General features: G+C 66.5%; 17 protein-coding genes. 11 read left to right on the plus strand and 6 right to left on the minus strand.

From position 1 onward, the window contains the following. Window positions 1–28: 28 nt before the first annotated feature. From ACMCNK_RS10825 to ACMCNK_RS10840, 4 genes are all read left to right on the plus strand, one after another. Window positions 29–1,762: a recombinase family protein gene (locus tag ACMCNK_RS10825; RefSeq protein WP_412736255.1), complete on the plus strand. Its 1,734-nt coding sequence runs from the start codon at window positions 29–31 to the stop codon at window positions 1,760–1,762. Between the two features lie 214 nt (window positions 1,763–1,976). Then, window positions 1,977–2,318 (plus strand): hypothetical protein, encoded by a 342-nt coding sequence (locus ACMCNK_RS10830; RefSeq protein WP_412736256.1) that lies wholly within the window; start codon window positions 1,977–1,979, stop codon window positions 2,316–2,318. After that, window positions 2,315–2,563 carry a hypothetical protein gene (locus tag ACMCNK_RS10835; RefSeq protein WP_412736257.1) on the plus strand — a complete coding sequence of 83 codons (249 nt, stop codon included), beginning with the start codon at window positions 2,315–2,317 and terminating at the stop codon, window positions 2,561–2,563. The genes ACMCNK_RS10830 and ACMCNK_RS10835 overlap by 4 nt, the downstream gene beginning before the upstream one ends. Before the next feature lie 534 nt (window positions 2,564–3,097). Next, window positions 3,098–3,394 (plus strand): HNH endonuclease signature motif containing protein, encoded by a 297-nt coding sequence (locus ACMCNK_RS10840; RefSeq protein ID WP_412736258.1) that lies wholly within the window; start codon window positions 3,098–3,100, stop codon window positions 3,392–3,394. A gap of 128 nt (window positions 3,395–3,522) precedes the next feature. Here the strand turns inward: ACMCNK_RS10840 and ACMCNK_RS10845 are convergent, their stop codons facing one another. Continuing rightward, window positions 3,523–3,831, minus strand: a complete 309-nt coding sequence (locus ACMCNK_RS10845; RefSeq protein WP_412736259.1) for a hypothetical protein — start codon at window positions 3,829–3,831, stop codon at window positions 3,523–3,525. 98 nt (window positions 3,832–3,929) lie between these two features. Further along, window positions 3,930–4,184 (minus strand): hypothetical protein, encoded by a 255-nt coding sequence (locus ACMCNK_RS10850; protein WP_412736260.1) that lies wholly within the window; start codon window positions 4,182–4,184, stop codon window positions 3,930–3,932. Between the two features lie 49 nt (window positions 4,185–4,233). Between ACMCNK_RS10850 and ACMCNK_RS10855 the strand changes: the two genes are divergently transcribed. Both ACMCNK_RS10855 and ACMCNK_RS10860 read left to right on the plus strand, forming a co-directional pair. Then, window positions 4,234–4,674, plus strand: coding sequence for a hypothetical protein (locus tag ACMCNK_RS10855; protein ID WP_412736261.1), 441 nt, complete (start codon window positions 4,234–4,236; stop codon window positions 4,672–4,674). Beyond that, entirely contained in the window at window positions 4,671–6,383 is a 1,713-nt protein-coding gene (locus tag ACMCNK_RS10860; RefSeq protein WP_412736262.1) for a terminase, read from the plus strand. The genes ACMCNK_RS10855 and ACMCNK_RS10860 overlap by 4 nt, the downstream gene beginning before the upstream one ends. A gap of 25 nt (window positions 6,384–6,408) precedes the next feature. Here the strand turns inward: ACMCNK_RS10860 and ACMCNK_RS10865 are convergent, their stop codons facing one another. Continuing rightward, window positions 6,409–6,756 carry an STAS domain-containing protein gene (locus tag ACMCNK_RS10865; RefSeq protein ID WP_412736263.1) on the minus strand — a complete coding sequence of 116 codons (348 nt, stop codon included), beginning with the start codon at window positions 6,754–6,756 and terminating at the stop codon, window positions 6,409–6,411. A 236-nt stretch (window positions 6,757–6,992) separates the two neighbouring features. Here ACMCNK_RS10865 and ACMCNK_RS10870 point away from each other — a divergent pair, with 236 nt between their 5' ends. Genes ACMCNK_RS10870 through ACMCNK_RS10880 form a run of 3 tightly spaced genes read left to right on the plus strand, consistent with a single transcriptional unit; the run spans window position 6,993 to window position 11,643 of the window. Next, entirely contained in the window at window positions 6,993–8,387 is a 1,395-nt protein-coding gene (locus ACMCNK_RS10870) for a phage portal protein (RefSeq protein ID WP_412736264.1), read from the plus strand. 2 nt (window positions 8,388–8,389) lie between these two features. Next, the gene (locus ACMCNK_RS10875) at window positions 8,390–11,269 is read left to right on the plus strand and encodes an ADP-ribosyltransferase (protein WP_412736265.1); all 2,880 of its coding nucleotides are present in this window, start codon (window positions 8,390–8,392) and stop codon (window positions 11,267–11,269) included. Between the two features lie 38 nt (window positions 11,270–11,307). Next, entirely contained in the window at window positions 11,308–11,643 is a 336-nt protein-coding gene (locus ACMCNK_RS10880) for a hypothetical protein (protein ID WP_412736266.1), read from the plus strand. Window positions 11,644–11,919: 276 nt separating this feature from the next. On the opposite strand, the gene ACMCNK_RS10885 is transcribed toward ACMCNK_RS10880, so the two are convergent. The 3 genes from ACMCNK_RS10885 to ACMCNK_RS10895 all read right to left on the minus strand — a co-directional run bounded on the left by ACMCNK_RS10885 (window position 11,920) and on the right by ACMCNK_RS10895 (window position 13,626). Further along, window positions 11,920–12,558 (minus strand): hypothetical protein, encoded by a 639-nt coding sequence (locus ACMCNK_RS10885; RefSeq protein WP_412736267.1) that lies wholly within the window; start codon window positions 12,556–12,558, stop codon window positions 11,920–11,922. A 115-nt stretch (window positions 12,559–12,673) separates the two neighbouring features. Then, window positions 12,674–13,297: a hypothetical protein gene (locus ACMCNK_RS10890; RefSeq protein WP_412736268.1), complete on the minus strand. Its 624-nt coding sequence runs from the start codon at window positions 13,295–13,297 to the stop codon at window positions 12,674–12,676. Continuing rightward, complete coding sequence (locus ACMCNK_RS10895; protein WP_412736269.1) at window positions 13,294–13,626, minus strand: PadR family transcriptional regulator; 333 nt, start codon at window positions 13,624–13,626, stop codon at window positions 13,294–13,296. Before ACMCNK_RS10895 ends, ACMCNK_RS10890 begins: the two co-directional genes overlap by 4 nt. A gap of 146 nt (window positions 13,627–13,772) precedes the next feature. Here ACMCNK_RS10895 and ACMCNK_RS10900 point away from each other — a divergent pair, with 146 nt between their 5' ends. Both ACMCNK_RS10900 and ACMCNK_RS10905 read left to right on the plus strand, forming a co-directional pair. Then, the gene (locus ACMCNK_RS10900) at window positions 13,773–14,294 is read left to right on the plus strand and encodes a hypothetical protein (protein ID WP_412736270.1); all 522 of its coding nucleotides are present in this window, start codon (window positions 13,773–13,775) and stop codon (window positions 14,292–14,294) included. 30 nt (window positions 14,295–14,324) lie between these two features. Continuing rightward, window positions 14,325–15,245 (plus strand): P22 phage major capsid protein family protein, encoded by a 921-nt coding sequence (locus ACMCNK_RS10905; protein ID WP_412736271.1) that lies wholly within the window; start codon window positions 14,325–14,327, stop codon window positions 15,243–15,245. The last annotated feature ends 10 nt before the right edge of the window (window positions 15,246–15,255 follow it).

A 15,255-nucleotide genomic window follows, 5' to 3' on the forward strand; every position in this document is an offset into this window, starting at 1 on the left:
AGTGCAGTAGTTCGATAGACTGAGATCCATGCAGACCCTTCCCGATGCCTCCGCCCAGGTCCGAGCTGCTGGTTACGTTCGTCAGTCATCCGCCCGAGAGAACAGGTCCGAAGCGTCCCCCGCCACACAGCGAACGAAGAACCGAGAGAAGGCGGCCCAGTGCAGCGCGGAGTGGGTTGGTAGCTACGAGGACATCGGTATCAGCGCCTTCAGCGGTGCCGAGCGCCCTGAGTTTGAGCGGTTGATCAACGACTGTCGCGCCGGGCGCGTCAACATGATCATTGTCTACTATGTCTCGCGACTATCGCGAATGGATCCACTGGATGCGATCCCCATCGTGACTGAGCTGCTCAACCTGGGGGTCGTTCTCGTCTCGGTGACCGAAGGCGAGTTCCGCAAAGGCAACCTCATGGATCTGATTCACCTGATCATGAGGCTCGACGCGGCACACAACGAGTCCAAGAACAAGAGCAGCGCTATTCGAGGAGCCAAGGACGCCGCCCGCGCCCTCGGCGGCTACGTCGGCGGCAAGCCGCCGTACGGCTTCAGCATGATCAGCTCGACTCGCAGTGGCGCCGACGGCCGCCCCATTGCGATTAACCTGCTCGACCCAGACCCGACCGAGGCCAAAGTCATCCGTGATGCGGCGTCCCACCTCCTAAATCCCCCGCCGGCAGCGCGTCCAGTCAGTCGGGCCGGTCATCGCGAGCGTCCCGGAACGTTGGGCTACTTCTGCCGTCACCTGAACACCGAGGGCGTTCCGACGCGCGGTGCCACCGTCGGAAAGAAGACCGCAGGCAGTTCATGGTCGCCGCGAACCTTGGAGCGCATCCTCCGTGACCCGCGCATCGCGGGATACGCGACCGAGGTGGTCTACAAGCAGCGCCCCGACAACCGAAAATCAAAGTCGGTGCAGGGCTACCGTCTTGTGCGTGACCCAGGGACCGGCCAACCGATCATGGCGCACACCGCCATTCTCGACCCAGAGACCTTCTGGACACTTCAGCAGGTACTTGATGGCAGACCAACATTTGTGCGCGCCGTGCCCACGCCCTCCCTCCTCGCCTCAATGGGAGTTCTGTTCTGCGAATGCGAATCGCCGATGAAGAGCAATAGCAACTCGGCCGTCGCAGCACGATCTAGCTATCGCTGTTCACGACCCGCCGGGCGCAGGCTTCCTGGACAGCACGGTTCTGACTGCACGATCTCGAAGGCCGCACTCGATGACCACGTGGCCCGACGTCTCTTCAGCCTCATCGCGTCTGCATCCGCAGGCGATGACACGGACACGCTCGACGTCCTGGCGGAGGCGACACGCCTGTTTGGCCTCGCTTCATTGAGTCCGGAGTCGGCGGGCCTTCGATTGTCACTCCAAGGTGATTTGAGGGATGCCGAGGCCGCGCTCACTGCCCTATATGACGACCGCCAAAGCGGCGGCTACTCAACCTCAATCGGCCAGCGCCGCTTCCTGGAGCAGGAGGCAACCCTTGGCAAGCGGATCGATGCGATTACCGGGCAGCTCGCGGCTGTGGAGGCAAACGAGACGCCAACCCTCCCCGTTGAGCAATGGCTCGGAGAACCAGGCACCGATCCAATCGGCCCTGGTTCGTGGTGGAGCAGCGTCTCCACGGCCGAGCAACGAGCGATGATTTCGTTGTTCGTTCGGCGCGTGACCGTCTCAAAGTCCCCGGCTGGGCATACCCGGCCAAGCGTGGATACGCGGGTGGCAATCGAGTGGGTGCGACCCGCCGTGGAGGACTGAGCGCCAGGCAAGGTGCGCGCTGAGCCCCGTGACGAAGTGACGGAACGAACGTCACTCTCTATCTCTCTTCTAGTCGTCGTCTTCCTCTAAGAGAGAGAAAGGAGAGTGACGGTAGTTCCGTCACTCCGACACTCGTCCCGTGGTCCTGAACACCGCGCCGCGCCGAGGCCGACTTGCGGTTCGTCCCATCCGACGAGCCCTGGAGGCCCACAGCATGACCTTCAACCATTCCGGCCTGGTTGTCGACGACACGTTCGACGAGGACAACGAGCTGCGCTTCACGATCGGAGGCGTGGCCGCGTGGATCGACACCACGAACGCGCGGCGACTGCGCGACCACCTTACGGCCGTACTTGGCGACTCCCCGGCGTCCACGACGGACGTCTCCCCCGGGTTGTCACGCACCGAGGCGCTCAAGGCAGCCGAGGACGCAGTGTCCCGGCTGTCTCCGGCGACCAACGCGAGGGGCTACGCCGACGTCGCTATGCCTCTCGCTCAGCGAACCGACGCGATCTTGCGCCTCGCTGGGTTCTTGCTGCCCAGGAGTCAGGCATGAGCGTTTACACGGCTGCCTGGCTGCTCTGGTTCGCCTACTTCCTGATCGTTGAGGGCATGGCGTTGTTCAACTCACGGCCCGGCGACACTCTGTCCGAGCATGTTTGGGCATGGTTCGGAACGCAGCGCGCCGCACCCGGCGAGTCTCCTCGGCTCCGGTCCGGCTGGACCCAGCTTCGGCGCGTCCTGCTGCTGGCGTTCATGGTCTGGCTGTCCGTGCACTTCCTCATGGGAGGGTGGGCATGAGCGTCCTCGAAGAGATCACCAGGCAGCACGCCCTACGACACGGCCTGGACCCAGCCGCGCTCTATGTCCGCGTCCGGGACCGTCTGGAGCAGTGGCGTCAGCGCGGACTCCAGTCGACCAAGAAGTGCGTCAGTTGCGGCCGCGATCGGCCCATGCTGGCGTTCGCCGAGGACCGCCGGTCAGGCGACGGCTTCCAGTCTCGGTGTCGGGAGTGCGATGCCGACCGGCAGCGCTCTCGGCGCGTCACGTAGTCCTGGCCGACTAGCCATCTGAGGGGCGAGGTACTCGCCACCCATCCCGCCTCGACCCCATCACACCGACCCGCGAGCCCCTAGGGGCGGGCGTGTGCGTGGGGTCGCTGTGCTTCCACCGTAAGCCCCCGTTCCGCCTCTGCCGCTTTCATCGGCACGCCCTCGGGGGACCGAAGACGACGCCCTGCGCGTGCGCTCCCCCGTGCCCCTGGCGCTGGGTCTGACCTCGGCTGGCCCGAGGCAAGAGCGCCGCCAGGGCGTCGCCGTGTCTAGGAGTTTGTCAATGAGTTGGGAGACCAGCGACCGGCGCGCCCGCCTGCCCCGCGACTGGCCAGTTCGGCGTCAGCGGGTGCTGCGCGCGGCCTCCTACCGCTGCCAGATCAAGGCCCACGGCATTCCCTGCGGCGAACCCGCGGCGGAGGTCGACCACATCGAGCGCGGCGACGACCACAGCTACGAGAACCTTCAGGCGATCTGCCGCTGGCACCACGCCCGCAAGACCGCGGCCGAGGCAGCCGCAGCACGCAAGCCGCGTCCGACGCAGCGCCGCGAACCGGAGCGCCATCCCGGGCTCGCGTGACGCTCGGCCTCCTGGTTACCGAGGGTGAGGACCCTGGGGGGTGACCCCCGCCGGCCGCCCTCCCACACCGAAGCGGCATAGCGTCTCGGGGTCTGTACGGGCATAGAGGTCGCCGACATAGGCCGCGGCTACCAACGGGGCTTACCGTCTGTAGCGGGTCTGTCGTAGAGGTTTCGGCCGAATCGGCTTACGTGCCACACACCGACGCTCGACCAGTGGGCGTAGACGCCGTCGAGCGCGGACCACGCCTCATCGACACTCGTGAAGACCTCCGTCGCCTGCCCGCCGCGAGAACGCGGTAGTTGCATCACGTGCACCTGCCAGCGTTCTTCGACCAGCTCGGAGAGCATCACCTGCAAAGTCTGCCGTCGCGTTCCGTCGACCTCGCAGACGAGGATCGCCGACTCGCGGAGAAGCCCAGACTCCCGCTCGGTCATGATCAGAGCGTATCGTACACGTGTTCGATTAGTGCCCCTGACCTGGAAAATTGTACGACCGCCGCTGTGAGCGCGGGTTGGAAGTCACCGAGCACGGGTTAGTCAGGCAGCTCAACTTCGCTGGCTTCAGCCATGTCCTCATCCGGCAGTCTGCCCGTGAGGGCGGTCCGGGCGGTCTTGCCCTGTTGACGAAGCTCCTCGCGACGCGTCTCACCGCGTTGGCGGTATGCCTCTTTGGCCACGGCTGCGGCCGCCGCTGCGAGCGGAGCAACGACGCCGATGCTCTCCATATTGATGTTGGCGCCAGGGCTGCCAGCGATGTGGAACCCGCCAGAACGATTTCCGTCACTCATTCAACCACTATGCACTCTTTGCACAAATGCTCCCCCGAAAGGAGGACCGATGGCTCGCGGCACGCTGCATTCCCCCAAGGCCGACGACCAGCGCCGTCGGCGTAACGCGCCGACCCACGCCGAGATGGTCCTCCTGCGCGATGGGCAGCTTCGCGGCCCCGAGCTGACCGAGTTGACCTCGCGCCCGTTCGGCGATGACACGCTGGCCTGGTTCGACGACTGGCGCCGCTCCCCGCAGGCTGCCGTCTTCGAGCTGACTGACTGGCGGCGCCTGGCGCTACTCGCCCCGATCGTTGAGTCCTACCTGCGCCGGCCTTCGGCTGCTGCCCTGTCTGAGATCCGCATGAACGAGGAGCGCCTCGGCGCGACGGTCGTGGATCGGATGCGGGCTCGGATGCGGATCGAGGACTCCGACGAGACTCCCGCCCCTGTCCTTCGGCTGGCCGACGCGCGCAAGGGCCTGCGCGACCGGCTGGCCGGGGACGAGTGACCGCGGCTGACGCCCGCGACTCTGCGCTCCTCTCCGACAGCAAGACCGCCGCCGCGCAAGCAGCGATGGCGTATGCCCTGGCAACCGTCGAGACGTTCCCTACCGACGGCAGCGTGAAGACGCTCGGCTGGGGGGTCGCGGAGTGGATCGAGGACTGGCTTCTCCAGCCGGACGGCGATGACGCGGGCACGCCCTACCGCCTGACCCGCGAGCAACTGAACTTCGTCCTCTGGTTTTACGCAGTCGACGAGCGCGGACGGTTCGTCTACCGCCGCGCCGTCCTGCGCCGGGCGAAGGGCTGGGGCAAGTCGCCGTTCCTCGGCGCGTTGTGCCTCGCCGAGCTGGCCGGGCCTGTGCGGTTCGCCCATTGGGATGACGACGGCGAGGCCGTCGGCAAGCCACACCCCGCTCCGTGGGTCGTTATCGCGGGCGTCTCCGAGACGCAGACCGAGAACACGATGGCCGCGATCCGCTCGATGGTCGAGGACTCCGACCTCGTCGCCGAGCTAGGTCTCGACATCGGCAAGACCCGGATCTTCACGCCCTCTGGCGGCAAGCTGATGCCGATCACGGCCAGCTCGTCGAGCCAAGAGGGCGCCCGACCCAGCTTCGCCGTGCTGGACGAGACCCACCACTGGACCGAGAGTAACGGCGGTCACGCCCTCGCTCGCGTGATCCGGCGCAACCTCGCCAAGTCCCGCGACGGCGCCGCCCGCGCGATCGAGACGACCAATGCGCATGCGCCCGGCGAGGACACCGTTGCCGAGCTGAGTTACCTCGCCTACCTGGCAGGTCTCGAAGGCCGCGCGAAGTCGAAGGGCATCCTGTACGACTCCCGTGAGGCACCCGGCGGCATCGACCTTGCCGACCAGGCCGCGCTCATGGCGGGCCTGCGTGCCACGTACGGCGATTCGCACTGGGTTGACCTGGAGCGCATCGCCGAGGAGGTCTACGACCCCAACACGCCGCCCGAAGAGGCCCGCCGGTTCTACCTCAACCAGATCGTCGCCGCTGCCGACTCCTGGCTCGTCCCGCACGAGTACGACGCGAACGAACGCTCCGACCTGGCGCCGCTCAAGCGCGCCGAGCCTGGCCGCTGGCTCAAGGGCGACACGGTGACCCTCGGCTTCGACGGCGGCCGGACCGACGACAGCTCGGCCCTGGTCGCTGTGCGCTGCTCCGACGGCGCGGCGTTCCTCCTTGGCCTTTGGGAGAAGCCCTCCGGCCCGCAAGGCGTGGGCTGGGAGGTCGACCACGAACAGGTCCGCGAGACGGTGCACCACGCCTTCGCGACGCTCGACATCGTCGGCTTCTTCAGCGACGTCGCCTACTGGGAAACCGACGTCGACCACTGGCGCGACGACTACCAGGAACGGCTACTCGTCAAGGCGACCACCCGCCACACCGTCGGCTGGGACATGCGCGCCCACCAGGGCGAAACCGTCCGCGCCGTCGAGAGCCTGCGCCGGGCCTTCATCGACGGCGAAGTCCCCCACGACGGCGATCCCCGCCTTCGCCGCCACGTGCTCAACGCCCGGCGCCGGCCGAACCGCTGGGGCGTGAGCTTCGGCAAGGAGACCCGCGAGTCCCCGAAGAAGGTCGACGCCCTGGCCGCGCTCCTACTCGCGCGTATGGCACGGACCCGCGTGCTGGCCGACGGCGTCCTCGCGAAGCGCCGCCGCCCGGTCGGCCGCCTCGTCGGCTTCTAAGTGCCAAGGGGCCGCACGGTGGAGATCATGACGCTGGCTGGAGAAGCAGCTCCTCAAGCCCACAGACTTGAAGCACCTGACGAACGCGGTCGTGAACTGGGCGGATATCTATTTGACGTCCAAACCGCTTTGCGTCCTTGTGGCAGATGAGCAGGGCGCGAATGCCAGACGAGTCCAGGAACGTCACGTCGGCCATGTCCAGAACAACAGGGACTCGCTGGTCGTCATGCAGTAGTTCGGTAACAACTTGCGACACCTGCGCGCAAGTAACCATGTCGATCTCACCGGCGAGCACAACCGTAGTGGCGTCTGGGTGCCGCTGAACGTCTACCCGGAGCAACGAGCGCACATCAGGTGCATCAGCAATGTCCACATCGGTTCCTTCTCGTCGATCTCAGGTCCGTCCCTGCGTGCCGACCACCCCTACACAGACAGGAGCGGTGCCGAGCGGACGGCCCTTGTGAGATGCCGAAAAACCCGACGACGTGCGTACAAGCCGACGCTACACCCATTCGTCCTCGGCGCACGGAATCCGCCTCACGCCAGTGCACCCAGAACCGCTGATAGCGGGCAATATCGCCATCTTTGCCTAGGAAGGAGGCCGCCTCCGTGCCCACGGATGGCTCGATCGTCGGCCTCGCCGAGGAGCTGATCAACGAACACAAGAAGGTCAACTCCCCGGACTCCGACTTCAGCAAGATCCGCCGCTACCTCGACGGCGACCACGACAAGCCCTACACCCCGCGCGGTGCGCGCCAGGAGTACAAGCGTCTCGCCGAGAAGGCGATCACCAACTGGCTGCCTCTGATCAGCGCGACCTTCGTCAAGGGCCTGTACGTCGATGGCTATCGCGCCGCGAGGAAGACGACCAACGCCCAGGCGTGGACCTATTGGCAAGCGAACCGGATGGATGCCCGGCAGACGATCGTGCACCGCTCAGCGCTGGAGTTCGGCGTCGGCTACACGCTCGTGCTGCCGGGCAGCGACGGCCCGTCGATCCGGCCCGTCCACGCCCAACGCGCGGTCGCGTTCTATGAGGACGATGACGACGAGTGGCCCGCGCACGCGCTGCGCTACCGCGGCCGGGCGACCGACGGCGCCGAGTTGTACGAGCTGCTCGACGACACGAGCGTTTACACGATCGCGATCCGCCGTGATGCCTCGCGCCCCGTGCTCGTCACGACTGACGACCACAACCTCGGCTACTGCCCGCTCGTGCGTTACCGCGAACGCCTGGAGGGCTCCAAGGGCGTCATCTACCCGCTGATCGTCATTCAAGACCGGATCAACGAGGCCGTCTTCTCTCTGCTGATCGCCCTTCAGTACGCCTCCTTCCGGCAGCGCTGGGCGACTGGCCTCGCGATCCCCGTGGACGACCGGGCCTTCCTCGACGACGCGGGCACGGTGCCCAACCCCAACTTCGGGCAGCCAATCGAGCCCTTCCAGGCCGCGATCGACCGGCTGTGGGTCACCGACAACCCGGACGCCCGCTTCGGTGACTTCGCTCAGACCGAGGTCGGCGGGCACCTGACGACCTACGAATCCGGCGTCAAGAGCCTCGCCGCCATCGCGCAGCTCTCCCCGCACGTACTGCTCGGCGACCTCGTCAACCTCTCCGCCGACGCCCTGGCCGCCGCCGAGGCGACCACCCAGCGACTCATCGGCGGCTACGAAACGACCTTCGGCGAGTCCCACGAGCAGACACTGCGACTCGCCGCGCTGGCCGCCAACGATTCGACCAGCGCCCGCGACACCACCGCTCAGGTCCGGTGGCGCGACACCGAGGCCCGCAGCCTGGCCGCCGCAGTCGACGCCCTGGGCAAGATGGTGCAGATGCTCGGCGTCCCGCCCGAGGGCGCCTGGGAGCGCATCCCCGGCGTGACCGATCAGGACATCGAGCGCTGGCGCGAGATGTTCGGCGCCAACGACGGCTTCGCGCAGCTCGCCGAGGCCATCAATCGGCAGTCCGCCACCCCGGCCAACGCCACGCCACAGGCGGCGTAGCCGTGACCGCGCCGGTCCTGCCGACGCACGCGCTGACCGAGGCATACCGACTGAAGCAGGCAGAGATCGCCTCTCATGCCGCAGCCGCGGTCGCGCTGGCGCACAAGACGATGCTGTCGAAAGCCGACCTCGACCAGGGTTTCGCGCACTACGCCACCGTCGCCGGGAAGATCATCAACGCGGCGCGGGCCAGCGCTGCCGCCGCTGGCGCGGCCTTCTACCTCGCCCACCGTGGCGCCGCGAACGTGCGAGCGGCCATGCCGCAAATCGCATGGGCGCCACAGCTCGATCCGGCGATCCTGCATACCTCGCTGCTCGTGACCGGCCCAGTCGCGGTGAAGCGGGCAATCTCGATGGGCGCCACGATCGACCAAGCCCTCAAGTCGGCCGAGGTCAAGACGGCAGGTGCCGCGTACCGGCACACCGCCAACGGCGGCCGGGCCACGATCAAGGGCACCATCCTGCGCGACGAGCAGGCGCTCGGTTGGGCTCGCGTCTCCGACGGCCGCCCCTGCGCTTTCTGCGCGATGCTGTGCTCCCGAGGCGCGGTCTACGAGTCCTCGACAACTGCCGGCCTCACCGAAGAGGGCGACAAGTACCACGACCACTGTGGATGCTTCGTCGTCCCGGTCTACAGCCCGTTCGACCCGCTTCCCGGGCTCGGACCGGAGCTGGCCCAGCTCTGGCAGGTCTCGACGAAGGGCAAGGGCGGCCAGGCCGCGGTTAATGCGTTCCGCCAGGCGTACGACACCAAGTACCCGCCCGGCACCAACCCCTCTGCGGCCATCGCTGACGCCCAGCTCGCCGCCGCGAAATCGGAAGCCGCGACCAACAAGGCCAACCTCGACCAGAAACTCGCCGAGGACGCTGTCCGTGAGGCCGAGCAGGCAGCCAAGGCCGCCGCCGAGGCCGCCGCAGCGGCCGAGCGTGCCGCGACAGCGGCGGCAGGGATGGACATTCCCCGCCCTCAGCCCGACAACCTAACGAAGGTCGGCTCGGCAGCCGGCTCGCACGGCGCCGTCATCTACGAGGACACCCAGACCGGTCGCAAGTGGGTCTTCAAGTCGCAGGTCGATGTCATGGTCGATGTCGATGCCGCGACGGCGAAGCTCGCCAAGCGCGTCGGCCGCCCGGCTGCGGACACCTACCCCTTCGAGATTGACGGCAAGAGCGGCTCCATTCAGCTCATGCTTCCCGGCGGTGATGCCTTCCCCGGCTCCGACTCGCAGAAGATCGATCCGGAGAAGCTGGCGACCGCTGACCTGCTGGCCCTCCAGAAGGAGCAGGTCCTCGACTGGCTGTTCGCCAACCACGACGCCCACAAGTCGAACTTCGTCCGGGACGCGGACGGTCAGCTCGCGGGGATTGACAAGGGCCAGGCGCTCAAGTTCTTCGGCCGCGACCGGCTTGACTGGACGTTTCACCCGAACGAGCACGAGCCGATCTACAACACGATCTACAGGGCCTTCGCCGAGGGCATGAACGTCGCGCTCAACGACCCGACCGAGGGCGAGCTGTCGATCTTCATCCGGGCGGTCATGGACCTGCCCGACGACGACCTGAAGGCGATTTTCCGGCCGTACGCGGAGGACGCCGCCCGACGCGGTTGGCTCCTGGCGGGCTCGCACTGGAAACCCGGCGCGCTGGAGCCGCAGAAGCTCAAGGCCAACGACGTCGAGGTGTTCCTTGACGCCCTGGTCGCCCGCAAGAACCGGCTCGACGCCGACTTTGCCGCGCTCTTCCACCGCGCCCAGACCGAGCGGGTCAAGGTCGAGGAGGCTGCGAAGGAGGCCGCCAAGCTCGCCGCGTTGGAGAAGAAGTGGAAGGGCAAGCCGAAGCCGGCCGCCCCGACCGAACCTCAACCGCCGAAGGTCAGCCACGACGAGCACTTCGCGGGCTGGCTCTTCAAGGTCAAGGCCCGGTACACCGCGCACAGCGGTGGCAAGCGCCTCGCCGACTCCCACAACTACAAGCGGGTCCGTGCGGTCATCGACAGCCTCGACCGCGACGAGCTGGACGCGCTCCTAAGCCGGAAGTACATCGACGAAGCCCTGCACGCCGAGGCCCTCGACCTGTTCGAGGCCATCAAGGCGGCGAAGGCCAACGCCACCAGCGACGCCGACTACCTGAAGGCGCTGCGCTCCTACAAGAACCGGCGCACCCGATACCGGCGGTACCTCGCCGAGTGGCAGCAGATCAACGGCCACAGCGCCGCGCTGCGCGGCATGACCAACAACGTCCTGCGGCACACCAGCTTCGCCGAGGGCGATGCGTGGGCGCAGGCGAACGTATCCGTTCCGACCGGAACTGCCAAGGCCGCGCTGAGGCGCTACTCCGGCAGCGACTACACCCCGTGGAACGCCGCCCTGCGCAAGAACAACAGCATTACGTCGCCGAGCGGCACGTGGGAGCAGCCCACGCAGGAAGCCGACGCGGGCTTCTCCCCGATGCCCGCCGACGTCATCGTGCACCGCGGCACGGGCTTCGACGAGTTCGCGTTCCCCAACCACGGACGGACGGCGTACCTTCCACCGCCTGACCCGCGCGAGCTGATCGGCACCGTACAGACACAGGCCGGATACATGTCGACCAGCGTCGGTCACCGCTCCGCCTTCTTCAGCAAGCCCGTGCAGATGATCATCCGACTGCCAGCGGGCCACGGAGGTGCCTACGTCAACCCGTACTCGCAGTTCAAGGGCGAGTACGAGATGCTCGTCCAGCGCCAAACGTCAGTCTTCATTCACGACGTCTACCAGAACGCCGCGAGCGGCAAGTGGTTCGTCGAGGCCGAGGTGCTGCCGATGGACACCGACCCGGCACTGTTCGAGGGCCTGGAGCCGCATCCGACCCCGGCAGACCAGAAGATCACCCCGTCGTACTGATGCCCGATATCATGGAAGGTCGCCGAAAGGAGCCCGCGATGCCGCACCGCCCGCTGCCCATGTCACTGACGTACGCACCGCCGGCCTACCCGTCGCACGACTACACCGGCCAGGGCGAGATCTACACGATCCGCCTCGGCGACGAGGTCGTCGGGTTCCTGTCGCACAAGGTCGGGGACTACGAGCACGTTGGCTTCCTCCCCCGTCGTGGCCTGTCCGAGGACGCCGACACAGTACGGCTCATCGTGTATGACCTGCTGCGTCAGTACGCCGCTGATGGACGGCCGATGGTTGACGCGTTCGCCCGTATCCTGGATGTCACCCAGCACGATGGACCCGTAACGGCGCCGCTCGATGGTCTTCGTGAGGACTAGTTGGAGCGGTTCGGCGGTGCTGCGTCTATCGTCGCCTCGATCGGCTCAGTTGTCCCCGGCTGCGAGGGGATTGCCCTGCAGGTAGCTCGTTGGCCTGGCGGCGGAACGCATCAATGATTCGGACAGTGTTTCCGGTGCGGGTCCTGCTGGCAATGATCCAGCAGTACACGATGGTGATGAGCACAAGCAGCCCACCGAGCGCTACCAACACCGTGGGCCCGGCGGCGGCGGCAGCCGCAGTAACGCCACTGATGGCAGTGGCGAGCCCGGTGGTCTTCATGTGCGGGCGCCTTGCCGATTGGGACGGCGCAGCTCGGCGCGCAGCTCGAAGGCACGATTGACCTGGCGCAAGGCGTACCGCACCTGCGCTATCCGAGTAGCGCCGGCGGTTGCAAGATCAAACAGCTCGCTCCGAAACTCCTCGTCGAAGCGCGATCGGTAGCAGGACGGAACGATCCTAATCGCCGCCCTGAGTGCCCTCAGTGCAGTCTGGGTCGGCGCTTGCGCCGTGAGCAATGCCGGGGCCCCTTGCGTCGTTACCCCCGTGTCGCCGAGGCTCCACGCACGACCCAGAACATCCACGAGTTCTTCGGTAACAGCGCTGAGGGTGGTGAGAGCAAGAAGGTCGTGGAGATCGCGCGCAACACCCACTGCGCGAAGGAGGTCGATGGTGCGGGCAGCGTCGAGAGCGCGGGCGAGATTGGAGACACATTCACTGATTTGCAGGATATGCTGGTTGGTGGCTTTGAGGTTCGCGAGTTGAGCTTCAGTGGCGCGCCCCTTCGCGGTATTCGCCAGTTCCTCGCTACCGTAGCGACGGCGAACGATTGCGACCTCCCGTTCGAGATTGTCAGCGATGCTACGCGCACGGGCGAGAGCGCCAGCGATGATGCGGGTACGTTCCTTGGGAGTCATTCGGCTGCCTCCCCTACAACAGAACGGGGCTCGCAGCCTGGACGCCGGTTCTGCACCATGGCAACGGCGATCCGCCGAGACGATGCCGCTAACGGCACCAGCCAACGCTGCGTCCTCATGGGCGGGCACCTCGGCGAGCGGGACGACGCAGCTCGGCCCGAAGCTCGAACGCAAGATTGATTTGTCGTAGTGCGTACCACACCTGTTCAAAGTGGGTGGCCCTTGCCGTCGCGAGATCGTGTAGTTCGCTCCGAAATTCCTCGCTGTAGCGGGAACGATGGCACGCAGGAAGGGCCTTCACAGCCCCATTGAGGAGTCGCCGAGCAACGAGTACCGGAGATGCGCCATGCCGCGCCGGCGCCTGCTGCTCCACCATCGAGTCGATGAATCGACGGGCATCGTTGAGGGCAATCACGAGCCGTTCGACGTCCTGGAATGCGGGATCGAGCCGGTGGTTGTCGAGATGGCGAGCAAGGTACAGGGCGTGATCAAGGGTTGAATTCAGGTCACGGCAAAGGTTACTGAAAGGGTTCCGCTGGCTCAGGCCGGTGTGGGCCTCCAAGAGGTCGACTTCTTTGGCCAGCGTCATCGCCAAATCGACCGTCTCGGCATTGGCGGCCACTGAGCCTCGCACGAGGTGCGCGAGGAGGTCTCTGGTGTGATCGCGCACGCACATGAGGATGGGGCCGAGAGCGTTGACGCAGTCCATGTGACGCGCCATCCGCTTGGTGGAGATCACGCAGTGACCTCCCCCGCGACAGGACGGGACATCCAGCCAGCACGTCGATTTTGCGCCGCCGCCAACGCGGCGGTCGCCTTTTCGGCACCGTCAGGGCTGAGTTTGTAGTACCGCCGCCGTGGCCGCCCGGACAGGCTCGGATCGACGTCCTCCCATCGTGATTCCAGCCATTCGAGTTTCTCCAGCCGCGCCAAGATCGGATGGATCGTGCCGCTTGGCAGACCAGCAGCTTCACAGATCTGCAACCCGTACATCTCATGGGTGGGACGCACTAGCAAGACCTGCAACACGAGCCGCAGCGCCTGTGTCATCCGAATCTCACTGGACATGCTCGTACTCTACCAAGCCCCCTAGGTAGAGAACAACCATCCAGTCGCCGCCGGTTCTGCACCATGCGTCAGCAAATTGACGCACCTTTGCAATCGAGCACATCTTCGTGCGGCAGTGCCGCACGTCCACGTCCCAGGAGGACACCTTGTCGGACGACCCGACCACCGAGCCCGTGAACGACTCCGCCGACACCGGCGGCACGGCCGGAAGCAACACGACCGCCCCCTCGACCACGACGGACAAGGCGCCGAAGTGGGAGGGCGACTTCGACCCCGACAAGGCCGCACGGCTCGTTGCGAATCTGCGCGAGGAACTGGCGGGCGTGAAGTCGAAGCTCAAGACCCGCGAGGACGCCGAGAAGAACGACCTCCAGAAGGCCACCGAGCGCGGCGAATCGTTGGCCCACGAGCTGAACGAGCTGCGCCGTAAGGACGCGGCCCGCGATTACGGCATCCCCGCATCGCTCGCGAAGTTCATTATCGGCGATTCGCCGGACGAGATCACCGCCAGTGCGAAGGCTCTCGCCGACGAGCTGGGTGCCGTCAAGCCCGACACCGACTCGCTTCCCGGCCGTCCGAAGCCCCGGCTCAAGCCGGGCCACGGCACAGGGGACGACGCGTCGGGGTTCGACCCGGTCGCCGTCGCCAAGGCGGCCCGCGGCTACTAATCCGATCCTCTGAAGGGACACCCCCGCCTGATGGCGCACAATTTCGTCATTCCTGAGCAGGTGCTCAGCACCGCGCTCACCCTGCTCCGCGACGACCTGATGATCGCCGCGACTATGAACCGTGACTACGAGGCGAACTTCGGCGGTGGTCGAGGCACCGTCGTCAACGTCCGCATTCCTGCGACGCTGAAGGCCCGGCGCCGGACCCTGGCCCAAGCTGGGACCGCGATCACCACCGACAGCCTGAGCGAGTCGACCGTGCCAGTCGCGATGACCCACATGGTCTACTCCGCAGTCGACGTCACCGACGAGGAGCTGACCTTCTCGATCGAGGACTTCACCCGGCAGGTCACGCTTCCTCAGATCACCGCCTTGGTCGAGGACATCGAGGACACCGCCGTTGCGGAGCTTCAGGCCGTGCCGGAGACGCTGACCATCGGCTACGACAAGGCCAACCCGGTCCCGACGTTCACCGCTATCCGCAAGATGCTGCGCGACAACGGCGTGCCGGCCTCCGGCATGTGGACCGCCGTCGGTACCGGCGTTTACGCCGAGCTGCTCGACGCCAAGGCGATCACGGACGCCTCCGAGTCTGGGTCGACCGCCGCGCTGCGCAGCGCTCAGGTCGGCAACCTGCGCGGCTTCAACGTCGTCGAGTGCAACCGGCTCGCCGACGACGAGATCGTCGCCTACAACCGGGACAGCTTCACCCTCGCCATCCGCGCACCCCGCGTGCCAGACGGCGTCAGCTTCGGCTCGACGCAGTCCAACAACGGCTTCGCGATGCGCTGGATCAAGGACTACGACTCCACGCACCTTCAGGACCGGTCGATCTTCTCGACGTTCCTGGGCTGCCAGCGCATCGACTGGCCGCGGATGAACCCGACCAGCAAGGCGGTCGAGTCCGTGCAGTCCGCGATCCGGGTGAAGACCTCCACCGTCCCGGCCTGATCGGAGGCGC

The sequence above is a fragment of the Krasilnikovia sp. MM14-A1259 genome (assembly GCF_047159535.1).
Lineage (GTDB): Bacteria > Actinomycetota > Actinomycetes > Mycobacteriales > Micromonosporaceae > Actinoplanes.

What these genes read in the sequence shown, in the direction of transcription:
- ACMCNK_RS10825 (WP_412736255.1), top strand. Translation starts at nt 29, where the DNA reads ATGCAGACCCTTCCCGATGCCTCCGCCCAGGTCCGAGCTGCTGGTTAC.
- ACMCNK_RS10830 (WP_412736256.1), top strand. Translation starts at nt 1,977, where the DNA reads ATGACCTTCAACCATTCCGGCCTGGTTGTCGACGACACGTTCGACGAG.
- ACMCNK_RS10835 (WP_412736257.1), top strand. Translation starts at nt 2,315, where the DNA reads ATGAGCGTTTACACGGCTGCCTGGCTGCTCTGGTTCGCCTACTTCCTG.
- ACMCNK_RS10840 (WP_412736258.1), top strand. Translation starts at nt 3,098, where the DNA reads ATGAGTTGGGAGACCAGCGACCGGCGCGCCCGCCTGCCCCGCGACTGG.
- ACMCNK_RS10845 (WP_412736259.1), bottom strand. Translation starts at nt 3,831, where the DNA reads ATGACCGAGCGGGAGTCTGGGCTTCTCCGCGAGTCGGCGATCCTCGTC.
- ACMCNK_RS10850 (WP_412736260.1), bottom strand. Translation starts at nt 4,184, where the DNA reads ATGAGTGACGGAAATCGTTCTGGCGGGTTCCACATCGCTGGCAGCCCT.
- ACMCNK_RS10855 (WP_412736261.1), top strand. Translation starts at nt 4,234, where the DNA reads ATGGCTCGCGGCACGCTGCATTCCCCCAAGGCCGACGACCAGCGCCGT.
- ACMCNK_RS10880 (WP_412736266.1), top strand. Translation starts at nt 11,308, where the DNA reads ATGCCGCACCGCCCGCTGCCCATGTCACTGACGTACGCACCGCCGGCC.
- ACMCNK_RS10885 (WP_412736267.1), bottom strand. Translation starts at nt 12,558, where the DNA reads ATGACTCCCAAGGAACGTACCCGCATCATCGCTGGCGCTCTCGCCCGT.
- ACMCNK_RS10895 (WP_412736269.1), bottom strand. Translation starts at nt 13,626, where the DNA reads ATGTCCAGTGAGATTCGGATGACACAGGCGCTGCGGCTCGTGTTGCAG.
- ACMCNK_RS10905 (WP_412736271.1), top strand. Translation starts at nt 14,325, where the DNA reads ATGGCGCACAATTTCGTCATTCCTGAGCAGGTGCTCAGCACCGCGCTC.